General features: G+C 38.1%; 9 protein-coding genes. All 9 read right to left on the bottom strand.

What is annotated here, in order from left to right; translation table 11 throughout:
• Nucleotides 1-79: 79 nt before the first annotated feature.
• Entirely contained in the window at nt 80-730 is a 651-nt protein-coding gene (plsY, locus tag LVD16_RS02505) for a glycerol-3-phosphate 1-O-acyltransferase PlsY (RefSeq protein ID WP_233772008.1), read from the bottom strand.
• 93 nt (nt 731-823) lie between these two features.
• Nucleotides 824-5,665, bottom strand: a complete 4,842-nt coding sequence (locus LVD16_RS02510; RefSeq protein ID WP_233772009.1) for a hypothetical protein — start codon at nt 5,663-5,665, stop codon at nt 824-826.
• 166 nt (nt 5,666-5,831) lie between these two features.
• Nucleotides 5,832-6,674, bottom strand: coding sequence for a 50S ribosomal protein L11 methyltransferase (gene prmA, locus LVD16_RS02515; protein WP_233772010.1), 843 nt, complete (start codon nt 6,672-6,674; stop codon nt 5,832-5,834).
• Entirely contained in the window at nt 6,675-7,436 is a 762-nt protein-coding gene (gene tpiA, locus LVD16_RS02520) for a triose-phosphate isomerase (protein ID WP_233772011.1), read from the bottom strand.
• Nucleotides 7,437-7,491: 55 nt separating this feature from the next.
• Nucleotides 7,492-9,585, bottom strand: a complete 2,094-nt coding sequence (recG, locus tag LVD16_RS02525; RefSeq protein ID WP_233772012.1) for an ATP-dependent DNA helicase RecG — start codon at nt 9,583-9,585, stop codon at nt 7,492-7,494.
• 59 nt (nt 9,586-9,644) lie between these two features.
• Nucleotides 9,645-10,250 (bottom strand): gliding motility lipoprotein GldD, encoded by a 606-nt coding sequence (gldD, locus tag LVD16_RS02530; protein ID WP_233772013.1) that lies wholly within the window; start codon nt 10,248-10,250, stop codon nt 9,645-9,647.
• On the bottom strand, nt 10,222-11,565 hold the full coding sequence (gene gldE / locus LVD16_RS02535) for a gliding motility-associated protein GldE (RefSeq protein ID WP_233774563.1): 1,344 nt from the start codon (nt 11,563-11,565) through the stop codon (nt 10,222-10,224). The genes gldD and gldE overlap by 29 nt, the downstream gene beginning before the upstream one ends.
• Before the next feature lie 33 nt (nt 11,566-11,598).
• Nucleotides 11,599-12,045: a single-stranded DNA-binding protein gene (locus LVD16_RS02540; RefSeq protein ID WP_233772014.1), complete on the bottom strand. Its 447-nt coding sequence runs from the start codon at nt 12,043-12,045 to the stop codon at nt 11,599-11,601.
• Between the two features lie 48 nt (nt 12,046-12,093).
• A complete protein-coding gene (gene mutY, locus LVD16_RS02545) occupies nt 12,094-13,167 on the bottom strand; it encodes an A/G-specific adenine glycosylase (RefSeq protein WP_233772015.1) in 1,074 nt (357 codons plus the stop codon).
• Between the last annotated feature and the right edge of the window lies 1 nt (nt 13,168).

Consider the following 13,168-nt stretch of genomic DNA (forward strand, 5'->3'; position numbering starts at 1 on the left):
ATTAATACATCAACCAAAACAAATACCAATCCAAAATATTATTTGAATAATCAAGTACAGCAAAGAGGAAATTCCGGCTTTAATCTTCTTTCCTTGAAGATTTAAGAAGGTAAGTTTTATTCTCATGTCCTTCCATCATTCTTCTGATATTCTTATGGTGTGTCCATACAATCACTATGAATAGGAAGAATCCGAAAATCACTAACAATGGCTCATTAGTTTGAAACCTGGGCACAAACAAAAGCATTGTAGGAAATGATAATGTGCCAATAATGGAGGAAAGAGAAACGTACTTTGAGATCAGTAGTGTAACTAAAAATACAACGATACAAAGTAGAGCCACTTCATAGTGAATAGCTATCATCATACCTAGTAATGTAGCTACCCCTTTGCCTCCCTTAAAATTGAGAAACAAAGAAAATATGTGTCCTATAACACCTATCACACCAAGGATAAGCTTAAAGGTCACTAAATTCTTTTCATCGATAAACTGCAGGTTCATCAGGATAACTGCTACTGAAGCAGCAGCCATACCCTTAACTATATCAGCAAGCATAACAATAGTCCCAGCTTTCTTCCCTAGTACTCTAAATGTGTTAGTTGCTCCGGGGTTTCCACTACCGTGCTCTCGCACATCGATACCATACAAAGCTTTACCAAACCATACTGCTGATGGAATGGATCCAAGTAGATAAGAAAGTATTATTGCTATGATTATTGCTGCTACCATAAATTACAGTTTAGATAAAAAAAGTAAGTTCCATAAAACTTACTTTAGTTGCTATTAGTTCAAATATAACGAATTTTAAGCTTCATTAAAAGGCTAAAAGCCGTCATCGTCATCTTCGAATCCATCATCTTCATTGGTACCGCCAAAGCCATCCTGCCCTTGATCAGTAGCCTCCTGCTCCTCTACCTCAGAATCTAAATCATATAATTCATCGATCCCGTAATATTGAAGTCTAAATCTGTTAATAAAGTTCAATGTTTCAGCTTTATCTGCAGGTGCAAATACCAGCTCCCCAATTTTGGCCTTAGCTCCATTACTCTTTTTACTGATCACGTCATTCATTAAATTATTACTGGAATGAATGAGCAATTGATCATCTTCATAACTGAAATAAAACCATGAAGCAGGTGATGCTTTAATGAAAATATTCAGAATTGGGCCTCCTCCTTCATTTTTACTGATTTCAATGAAGCCATCAAAAGCTCCGTTGATATCTGTACTATTGATGTTACTAAGACCAATCTTACCTTCGCTGTAGAAAGCATTATAATCGTTCGACCATTTTAAATCTACATTGGATAAAGACAATGGCACCGATGTTTCTCTGGAGTATGTACTTAAAGGCACATATTCTTCTTGAGACAATTTCTCGTACTGCTTAGTAGGTCTTTCTCCAATGATCTCAACCAGTTTATAAAGTAGCTGTGTATGATCTCCTAAACCTTCCGGCGCACCCAGGTTCACAATAACATCTTTAATATCTCTTGCCATGATGTCAAAAGCTTGTGCAGGCACCGTGGCAAAATCTATAGCTAAATAGGAGTTCAGCTTATATTCATTTGTTTCCATGTTACCAGATGCCAATACAGCAGCTTTAAACTTAAAGTCCTCATTTGACCTCATGAAGGTAACTGGACCTTCAAAACGCATCTGTTTTGTATCCTGATTAAATCGATAGACTTTCCCCTTAAAGCTCTTACCTGAAGCTTTTAGTGTATCTTCTATAGCAAACTCGTTATTGTCTTTATCATAGTATAGCATTCCTGATGCTGCAAAGAAGGCTTCATCATCGATAGAACGGCGTGGCTTAATGAAGTTGTTATACAAGCTATTGTCTTCAATATTGAAATATAAACCGGCTTCCAGTCTTCTCCCCTCTTCAGTAACACCATTATCAAAGTCAATCATCACCTCTTTCTGCTCTCCTGTACTCTTCTGCTCGATCCAGGTATCATAATCAGGCTCATTAATATCTAGCTTAATGTACCCATCCAGCTCCATGGTAGGTCGGTTAGCATAAAGGATCATATCCCCTTTATAGAACATCCCTGGGGAAATCAAAATGTTCTGATCTGCACTTACTGAACCGTTAGCCACCGTGTGCATCACATATGTATCCTTCTTTCTTGCATCAGGCACTTCGAACTTTTCAAGGTGGAAGTTTTCCATCTTCACAGGTACCGTGTCATTAAGTGCATTTACAAAGCTATAAGTGGCATAACCTGTAAATTCATTTCGTGAAATAATATCAATAACCCCTTCTGTAAGTCTGTGGTACTCATTTAAAGTATCCATAACGATGGTTGTATTGGTCAATCTGCCAATCTTGGAGTTTTCCAAAATAAGCACCTCGTTATTTTCAGGGGTAATCTTAGCATCTGCCACCACGATATATGGAATACCTGTTACTTTTAATTCAGAAGTATTAATGTCGTATTCAGCACCTGAAGCATTAAAACTCAATGAATCCAAATCCTCTCTTGTAGTATAGAAGTAAGAACTTTCCAAAGGCACATCTTCAGGCTTGGTCATCGTTACTTTATCCTCATTCAGGTCCCATCGGGCTTCAGTAATTGAAGTCTTAAACTGCGCGAAAGGGAATTCTATGGCAGCCTCACCTTCTATTTCAGGGCTTATTACTGCATAGTTCTCATCAAGGTTAAACCTTAATCTTACATCATCACCAGCAAGAGCGGGTTTATCAGGGTTGTCAGATTGCAGCTCAAAGTCTGCATGCCTGGCAGAGAACTTATTATCTTCGAACTTGATATTTTTAGAACGGGATTCAGAACCTCTCGTATTAAGGATACCACCACCATACATACCTTTCTTAGTCAAGACAGCTGTACCATCCAGCGATGCAGTACCATTGTAAAAACTAATAGGAGCATCAGACTGGTTTTTGATGTACATTCTATCCTGCTTGGGCATCCATTTCACACTGTAGTCCGTTACTGATGCCTGTGGATAAGTGTAACCATTAAACTCAGACTCTTGTAAGTTCACTGCTCCTCCGGAACCAACTACTGAATCTGGGTAAAATATAAAGTTATCTGATCTTAAATTGGCCGACAAAAACTGTATCTCACCATTTCCTTGAAGACCTTTTTTATTAAGCGTAACATGGTTAAAATATCTGGCTTCAGGGTCATTGTAAATCATGTAGCCTTCGTTGGGCACATCATGTTCAAAACCTAGGGTATTATCTGGCATAATGACCAGCTTTTCTTCAAAGTCAGGGAAAATACCTCCGGATTTAAACCCTCCCTCAAACTCAATGGAGGATGGATCTTCACCACTTAAACTATCTATATCAAAAGGCGGCACCTCGAATTTCAAAGACCGATCATAAACACCCCCTAAAATTTCTTCTCTGTCAAAATACACCATCGCTCCCTGGCCGGCATTAAATTTTGGATAGTTGGTGTATGTGACCTTCCCAGACTTGTTTCCAGGTTTGTTAATATATAAGGTACCCAAAGTAGCTCCTTGATCAGGATTATTTTCATCGGCTACAGCTACCATGTTATTGTCTACCTTTTTCCTACCATGGCCTCCTCTTGAGTTTTCATCCTGCACATAAAACTGAATAGAATAAATCTTATTCATACTAATCAGGAAGCTGTCATAATTGAAGTAGAACTCCTCCCCAATATACTCGAAATTACCTGCCATGATTTTACCATTGAATTTAATATCACGGTTTTTCATAATGGTAATTTCACTGCTATCGGGTTCAATAATTACATTTAATGAATCACTTACCTTAAAGCTTTCTACTCCCCTTACTTGCATATAGTTTTTTGGGAAGTTTATGGTGGCATTCGGTTCGTAGTGTATTACTGAAGAGATAATTATGTTATCATAATCCTTCCGGCCAAAGTGAGACATATATAAATGCTTAGCCTTTTCCTTTACAGTTACTTTCCCTCTGTTGCTATCATAACCTATCAAGCCCTTTTGAGAGAGAAAAGTCATCGCCCCTTTCATCACATCCACATCCTTCTTGTATTTCTTAGCCAGCTGGTCTACATAGAATTCATCAAGATTTTCAGTGTTGCTAAAGGCCACAACCATCGCCAATGGGTTGAAAGGATATATTTTATCCCCCAGGCTCCTATAATCTTCATAAGAAAAATGATCTGCAGACTCAATGTTTAGAGGTACTATTCGCCTGGCTTCCATAATTGAAGCATCCAAACTATCGGCCTTTAAATCCCACCTTATAAGGTCTGCGGTAAAATCTAAATTGAAATAGCTACTAACATAAGGTGTGTTCCTATATCCACCTTTATCTTTTTGTAAAACCAGATTTTGGTTTAAGTAATCATAACTTAATCGTACTGCGGGATGATAAATGGAATCATTGTATTGATATATTACCACCGCCGAACGTCTGGAGGTAATAACAGAATCTTCGAATTGAAATATTTTGGATTTGGCTTTAAACTTCCTTTCTCCTTCTTCTGCCACCTCAATGGTAGACATATCACCCATAATGGAAGAACTATTTATTTTAGCTCCGTCCAATGAAAAACCACCGTGATAAGTAACACCTTCACCTATACCTTCAACAGGAATATCACTGTAATATGAAATAAAACGCGGGTATCTGGAATTAGTAGAATCATGTCGAACACTTTTATATTCAAAAACACCTTCAACGGGCGTCTTAACCTTACCCACATAAGTAAGCTTGGCTGATTCTACTTTTAAAGCCTGGCTTCGGGTATTAAAACTATACTCAGGGAAAGTACAGTAAACCGAGTCTGAACTTAGACCGGCAATTGTCCAGTCGAACTTACCTCCGCTGCCGACAAACTGATCTTTCATCAACATAAAAGATCCAGATGTGTTTTCTAAAAATACTGAATCGTAAGGAGTTACTATATTCAGGTTAGTACTTTCAAATTTAATGATTGGTCCTTCTAAAACCGGCATTATGGCACTGCTTCCACGGATAGCATCAATCATTTCCTGGCTTTCAGCATCATCTGACTGTTCCTCGTACTCGTCTACCCATTCAGTATCCCAATCCTCTTCCTCAGGTTCATCATCCCAGTCATCAAAATATTCATCATCTTCCTGATAGTCATCTTCGTAGTTATCAGAATCCTCTACATCATCATTATACTCTGGCTCTTCTACAACAGGTTCTTCAGGTAATGCTGTTTCTATAAACTCAAAATGGTAGTCACCATCAGCATATAATTTATTTGATCTATAATAATAGAGCGCTTTATACTCAAAAAAACGATCGGCAGCATTCAGGTATCCCAATATTTGCTTTGACTGATAGTTGTCAAATACCTTTGAGGTTACATCAAGAAATTCGGAAATCTTTGTGGTATTAGAAGTCTCGTCATGAACACATTTAGAGAGTACAGAAAAATATTTCTCCTTTACCTCTCTGGTGATTTTACTATTATTCATGATGCCCACCAGCTGGTCAATTACTTTTTCCTTTTGCTCACCATTCATTTTCAAATAAGCCATTTGAAAATCATCGCTGATGCCGAGCACCTGCTTTGCTCTAGATTCATCCAGCAATTGCTTCACTGAATCTTGCTGCATAGAAGAGCCACCATCCTGAGCTAAAGCATTCAGGCTAAAACAGGTGAAAGCCAATAAGAGATAAAGTACTTTTTTGCACATAATCTAAATACCAAGGTAAAGTGAATTGCCTTTTAAGGTAATTACTAAAAAATGTTCACTTCTTGTAAACTTTAAATCTGCATAAAAAGATTCCTCTTTTATGCAGATTTAAAGCAGGTGTCTGCTCTGAACATTAAGAACATCACAGCGCTAAAAAATATATGACTTAGTTTTTATGAAAAACTACAGCCATCCAATTGTTTCTTTCCTTTTTGCTCACGAATGTTAATCCGTTTTCCTGAGCTTTAGAAACTATATCTTCAACATCATAATCATAGAAACCACTGAGCACCAATGTATTCCCACTTTTTAAGTAACGACTATAAGACCCCATTTCGTCTAAAAGCACATTCTTATTAATATTAGCCAAAATAATATCAAAAGAACCTTCAAGACCAAGTGTATCTATTGTTCCTTCCATTACTGTAATTGTCTTACAATTATTCAGGTCTACATTTTCTGGAGCATTCTCTGTGCTCCAGCTGTTGTTATCATACGCAATCACTTCAGTAGCACCTAGCTTTTCGGCCATTATGGCCAAAATTGCGGTACCACAACCAGCATCCAACACTCTTTTACCAGAATGATCTAGTTCCATCTGCGTTTTCAGCATAAGATAAGTCGTGGCATGATGGCCTGTGCCAAATGACATGCGTGGATTGATAATTATCTCCTGCTTGAATGACGGATCTGGCTCATGAAATGTAGCCCTAACTCTGCATAGATCCTCCACAGTGATGGGATCATAATTCTTCTCCCATTCTTCGTTCCAATTTCTTGAAACCATTTCTTCCACCTCGAAAGTAATTTCTGTAAGATCAGCATATTTGGCCACTAAAGCCTTAATATCTTCTTCACTAAAATTTTCTTTCTCAATATACCCTTCTACACCAGAATCTGTTTCCATCATAGAATTGTAGCCAAACTCTCCTAGTTCAGCTACAACTATTTCAATGAAAGCCTCTTCACAAAAAAGCTTTACACAAATAAAATCTATGCCTTTAGACATTTAGAATGATTTAATAATGTCAACAAAATCTCTAGACTTCAAAGAAGCTCCTCCGATAAGGCCTCCATCTACATCTTTACATGCAAAAAGTTCAGGCGCATTTCCTGGCTTACAGCTTCCACCGTACAATATAGAAATTTCTTCCGCTATTTCAGCGCCATATCTTTCTGCCAAAAGCTCTCTTATGCTAGCATGCATTTCCTGAGCTTGTTCTGTAGAGGCAGTTTTACCAGTTCCAATAGCCCAGATAGGCTCATAAGCGATCACCACTTTTTTAAGCTCATCTTCACCTAGGTGAAATAAACTCTCTTCGATCTGATTGCTCACAAACTCTTTAAATAAGCCATTTTCTCTTACTTCCAGAGACTCTCCACAACAGAAGATCGGCTTCAAATTATTTTTTAAAGCTAGATCAATTTTCTTCGCCAACTGCTCATTAGTCTCTTCAAAATACTCTCTTCTTTCGCTATGGCCTAATATCACATATTCAGTGCCTATAGATGCTAGCATAGAAGCGGCCACCTCACCTGTATAAGCACCGCTTTCGTTATCATTACAGTTCTGAGCTGATAAAGAAATCTTATCCGCATCTTTTATTAATCCCTTCACTTGAGTTAAGTACACAAAAGGAGGAGCTAAAATCACTTTTACATCAGTGTTAACTTCGTCACTTACCATATTCACTATTTCAGAAGTAAGTTTTAGTCCCTCGTCAAGGGTATTATTCATTTTCCAGTTTCCGGCTACAATTTTTTGTCGCATAGTTGATGTTAATTTTATTAACTGTAAAGATATAATTTATATGTTGATTATTTTTTTAGCTTATTCGGCTCCAGTTTATGGCTGTTTTTTTCATTGATTTAATTTGCTGACTAATTACTGCATTCTCCTCTGATTTCAATTCAGGATCTTTATCTGTAACGCTCAGTGCTGCTGCTCTGGCATTTTGAAGAATAGTACCATCCTTTCCTAAATCAGCAATTAGAAGATCTAAAACGCCACTTTGCTGAGTACCCATTAAATCACCAGGGCCTCTTAACTGCAAGTCTGTATCTGCTATTTCAAAACCATTATTGGTTCTCACCATGGTTTCTATTCTTACACGTCCTTCTTTGCTGAGCTTATAATTAGTAATAAGAATACAATAAGACTGCTCCGCTCCCCTACCTACTCTACCTCTAAGCTGGTGCAGCTGGGCCAACCCGAAGCGTTCAGCATTTTCTATGACCATAACACTGGCATTTGGCACGTTCACACCAACCTCAATTACTGTGGTGGCAACCATTATTTTAGTTTCACCCTTCACAAAGCGCTGCATTTCGTAGTCTTTGTCATCCGGCTTCATTTTGCCGTGAACTATGCTTATTGGCACGTCTGGAAATGCCCGACACGCACTTTCATAGCCATCCATAAGATCTTTAAGCTCCAACTTATCAGATTCTTCTATTAAAGGATATACGATATAAATTTGGCGCCCAAGCTCCATCTGCTCCTTAATGAAGCCATTGACTTTAAGTCGGTTAGCATCATATCTATGAACTGTCTTAATGGGCTTTCTGCCGGCGGGTAATTGATCAATAACGGAAACATCCAGATCCCCATAAAGCGTCATGGCCAATGTCCTTGGTATGGGAGTAGCCGTCATCACCAAAACATGCGGGTATAGATGTTTATTCTTTTGCCAAAGCTTAGATCTCTGGGCCACGCCGAATCGATGCTGTTCATCCACCACGGCCAAACCAAGGTTCTTGAACTGAACAATGTCTTCAAGTAAGGCGTGGGTTCCTACTAGAATATTAAGGTCTCCGCTTAATAAATATTGGTGAATAATTTTGCGTTCACTCTGTTTGGTAGACCCAGTGAGCAGGGCTATTTTCAAACCCATGCTTTCTGCAAACTCTTTTAAACCTTGATAATGCTGTATGGCCAGGATTTCAGTGGGAGCCATAAGCGCCGCCTGACTTCCAGATCCCACTACCAACAGCATGCATATAAAAGCCACGATGGTCTTACCACTCCCCACGTCACCCTGAAGAAGTCTGTTCATCTGTTGGCCCGAGCGCATATCTTTATAAATCTCCTTGATTACTCGCTTTTGGGCATCTGTAAGTTCAAATGGAAGATGATCGTTATAAAAACGAGTAAGCAGATCAGTGTCATGAAAAACGGCACCTCTAAATTTATCAATCCTCGCCAACTTCAATTTTAACAGGCGCAGTTGAATATAAAACAGCTCTTCAAATTTCAGCCTAAACTGTGCCTTCTGTAAATAATTCTGATCTTTAGGAAAGTGGATGTTATTCAGAGCAGCTCTTTTATTTATTAAGGAATAGTCCTGAATAATATTGGCTGGTAATGTCTCTCGAATTTTACTCTGAGCTTGTTGTAGGAGAAGCAGCTGCAACTTTCCTATGGCCTTACTGTCTAAGAATTTTCGCTTTAATACTTCTGTAGTATTGTACACTGGTTGCAAAAAACTCACATCCTGATTCTGACGTGTCATCACATCAATTTCTGGGTGCGCCATATTTAATTTACTACCAAATGCTGTAGGCTTTCCAAAGACCAGGTATTCAACACCAGGTTGTATTTTCTTCATGGCCCACTGAATACCTTTAAACCAGACTAGCTCTATCTCGCCGGTTTCATCTGCTAGTTGTACTACCAGCCTTCTCTTTCTGGCGGTTCCTATAGTTTGAATGCTACGCACCTTTCCCTTAATCTGCACTTGAGACATGGAGCCATTGAGCATATTAATAGGATAAAACTGGGTTCTATCTTCGTACCTAAATGGGTAATACTGAATTAGATCTCCATATGTAAAGATTTTCAACTCTTTATTTAAAAGAGTGGCCTTCTGCGGCCCTACACCTTTGAGGAATTCTATTTTGGTATCGAAGAAGCCTTGCATGAATGTCCTTTCTGTGGAGGCTCTATATTAGGATTAAAATTAAAGAATAGCCATTACGCCTATTTCACCTCTACCTTATCATTCCAGGTAAAGCTGTTCATCATTTTCACGATATCGATTTTCACATATTCTATGGCTGGCATCAAAGAGTCGTTATGAACTTTGGTATCAAAGTAAAGTGCCCCTCTGAAGAAGTTTTTGGTAGAGTCTGTAGTGAAGAACTGAAACTGACTTGGCACTTCTCCGTCTAGCTCAGCATATACTACTGTTTTACCTGTTGCCGTTTTGGCTATAGTCTCATCTATACCAGAAGCTTTAATCTGATGCTTGGCTGTAAGAAAATAGGCATCATCCAAATATCCTTTCAGGGAATCCTGATTATCTACTACTTTATAAGTAATATTAATGTCCGCCTTAAACTGAGGATAATATATTTCAACCCAAAATCGATCAGAAATCCAGGAAGAATCTCTTAATAACCGGGCGTGTTTAGAATATTCAAAACTATATGGGAAAGTATCCGGTAAAGCCTGATACTCATGAGGTGGAAGTACAAATCTGTTGTATCCTTTAGGTTTTGGAGCATAATCAGAAGAACACCCAATAATCAAAACAACAAAAACCACTACAAACAGACTATTTAATCTTCTCACTTTCCTCTTCATTGGATTTCAGAAAAACTCTAACCTTTTTTATTCTTTTGTTATCTACAGCTACTACTGTGAAAATATATTTATCGTAATAAATCTTCTCACCAGCAGAAGGCAATTTAGTATTAATTTCTAATAGTAGACCACCCAGAGACTCACTTTCTCCTTTTATTTTGTCAAACGTGGAGGCATTAATTTCAAGAATTTTACAGAAGTCGTTTAATGTGGTCTTACCCTCAAAAACATAAGTGTACTCGTCCATTTGGCTATACACTACATCATCGTCGTCAAACTCATCATTAATCTCACCAACTATTTCTTCAATAATATCTTCAAGAGTGATCAAACCGGAGGTTCCTCCGTACTCATCAACCACTATGGCCATATGAACCCTTTTCTCCTGGAAGTCTTTGAGCAAGGTATCGATCTTCTTATTTTCTGGCACATAAAAACCTTGTCTGAGCAGTTTCTGCCATTCAAAGTTTTCATCTTGATCGAGATATGGAAGAAGATCTTTTATATAAAGTATGCCGTCAATATTATCAATGGTCTCAGTATAAACCGGAATTCGAGAAAAGCCCGATTTATTGATTTTATCCATTAACTCATGAAAGTCCAGTTCCGAGTCGAAGGCGGTGATATCCATTCGGCTACGCATAACCTGCTTTACGGAAAGCGTACCAAAATTTACAATGCCTTTTAGAATATCCTTTTCCTCTTCTGTGGTCTCTTCATTTGTAGTGGTAAGTTCAAGTGCATGATGCAGCTCTTCCACAGATATATCGTATCCTTTTTTCTCAAACCTCTTTTCTATGACATTACTGATAGTAAGTAAGAAGAAGGAAATAGGTCTGAATACATAATTACTCGCTTTGAGTAAGCCTGATGTAAGCCGGGCAAATTGCAGATTATTTGGCGTAGCATACACCTTAGGCATAATCTCACCAAAAAATACGATGGCAATAGTAGTTATTACTGTTAGGATAAAAACATCTCTACCTTCTGTGCTTTTGGTGCCCAGTATCTCCCACATTACAAATGTAGAGAGCGTAACTATGGCTACGTTTACAAAGTTGTTAACAATTAAAATTGTAGCTAACAGCCGCTGTGGATTTTTAATCAGTGCCACTATTCGAGCATCGGCTGGGCGGTCACTTTCTTTGCACTCAGAAATATCTTTCGCGGTAAGCGAAAAAAAGGCTACTTCTGAGCCACTAATTAATGCGGACATGGTGAGTAGCAATAGCAGGGCTAGTCCACTAAGCACATATATTAATGCACTTTCACTTAAAATCCCTGCTAGCAAAATCTCACTCGGAGGTTCGTCTATACTTTCCAATATTAAAATTTTATGTAGACTCTATTAGAAGGGCAAATCATCTGTATCATCATCTGCAGATATATCAGCCGCTGGTTGTGAGGGAGCCTGATAGGATGATCCACCACCGCTATTTGACATTCCGCCACCTTCATTACTATTTTTAGCTCCTAGCATGGTCATATTATCACCAACTATTTCGGTGGTGTATCTCGTAATACCATCCTTTTCCCAAGATCTGGTTCTAAGTTTACCTTCTATGTAAACCATGTCTCCTTTATTTAGATATTTTTCTGAAATATCGGCCAGACCTCTCCAAAGCACCACATTATGCCATTCTGTTTGCTCTTTTCTTTCGCCAGTGTTTCTATCTTTATAAGTCTCAGAAGTAGCTACAGGAAAGTTTGCCACAGAAGCACCGCTTTCCAAATGTCTCACCTCTGGGTCTTTCCCCAATCTACCTACTATTATCACTTTATTTACTCCAGACATAATTTAGTTTAGTTTTAACGCAAAAATAGCAATGTTTTATAAATCTAACTAAAAAATAACATCATTCAAATAACGTGAAACCAAAACCGGTTTTGGTAAATCTTCTACCTCTTTTTCTGTAAAAACGTGAAGATTATTACGTTTAAGCAGATTTATTAATGATGTAGAATGATCTAAATGTATTGTAAAAAACCTGGCGAATATCCTTCTATGGGTCAGTATATGCTTGTAGTCTTCACTAACATCCACTGAATGAATAGATTCTTTTATTTCTTTTAGTAGATCATATCTGCCCTTCACATCATCAATTGAAAGAAATGACTCTGCTTCTAGAAGTGGAAAATCATAGAGCCCCTGCCAAATATCTCCTTCCAACCTTTTATTTAGCACCATGCTGCCATTAATATTGAGCACCACATAATTAAAATACCTGTTAGTCACCTTAACTTTCTTACTTTTCACCGGCAGGGTGCCTTGTAAGTTTTGCTGTCTGGCTACACATTCTACATTAAAGATACAATCTTCGCAAAGAGGCGTTTTGGGAGTACAATGCATAGCACCGAATTCCATAATGGCCTGATTATAAATATCCGGCGATTCTCCGGGGATCAATTGCCATGCAAGTTTTTCAAATTCTTTATGTCCTTTGCCGGATGCTATATCATCTGATAAACCAAAAACCCTGGCTAAAACCCTGTACACATTTCCATCTATTACTGGCACTTTCTCTTTAAAAGAAAAAGACGCTATGGCAGCGGCGGTATATTTGCCAATTCCGGGTAGTTTTAGTAGCGATTTATAGTCAGTAGGAAAAAAATTATTGAAATTTTCATGAATTTCCCTTGCACACTTATGTAAGTTTCTGGCTCTTGAGTAATATCCCAGTCCTTGCCAAAGGCGCAAAACAGACTGCTCATCAGCCTGTGCTAATTTGGAAACGTTTTCAAAAGCATCTATGAATTTATTGTAATAAGGAAGGCCCTGAACTACGCGCGTTTGCTGTAAAATAATCTCAGAAAGCCAGATTTTATACGGATCAGCGGTTTCTCGCCAAGGTAATTCTCTAGCGTTCTTTTTATACCATTGAATTAATCTTTGAGCGAAAGCTGTGTTATTTACCATC

The sequence above is a fragment of the Fulvivirga ligni genome, assembly GCF_021389935.1.
GTDB lineage: Bacteria > Bacteroidota > Bacteroidia > Cytophagales > Cyclobacteriaceae > Fulvivirga > Fulvivirga ligni.

What these genes read in the sequence shown, in the direction of transcription:
- plsY (WP_233772008.1), bottom strand. Translation starts at nt 730, where the DNA reads ATGGTAGCAGCAATAATCATAGCAATAATACTTTCTTATCTACTTGGA.
- LVD16_RS02510 (WP_233772009.1), bottom strand. Translation starts at nt 5,665, where the DNA reads ATGTGCAAAAAAGTACTTTATCTCTTATTGGCTTTCACCTGTTTTAGC.
- prmA (WP_233772010.1), bottom strand. Translation starts at nt 6,674, where the DNA reads ATGTCTAAAGGCATAGATTTTATTTGTGTAAAGCTTTTTTGTGAAGAG.
- tpiA (WP_233772011.1), bottom strand. Translation starts at nt 7,436, where the DNA reads ATGCGACAAAAAATTGTAGCCGGAAACTGGAAAATGAATAATACCCTT.
- recG (WP_233772012.1), bottom strand. Translation starts at nt 9,585, where the DNA reads ATGCAAGGCTTCTTCGATACCAAAATAGAATTCCTCAAAGGTGTAGGG.
- gldD (WP_233772013.1), bottom strand. Translation starts at nt 10,250, where the DNA reads ATGAAGAGGAAAGTGAGAAGATTAAATAGTCTGTTTGTAGTGGTTTTT.
- LVD16_RS02540 (WP_233772014.1), bottom strand. Translation starts at nt 12,045, where the DNA reads ATGTCTGGAGTAAATAAAGTGATAATAGTAGGTAGATTGGGGAAAGAC.
- mutY (WP_233772015.1), bottom strand. Translation starts at nt 13,167, where the DNA reads ATGGTAAATAACACAGCTTTCGCTCAAAGATTAATTCAATGGTATAAA.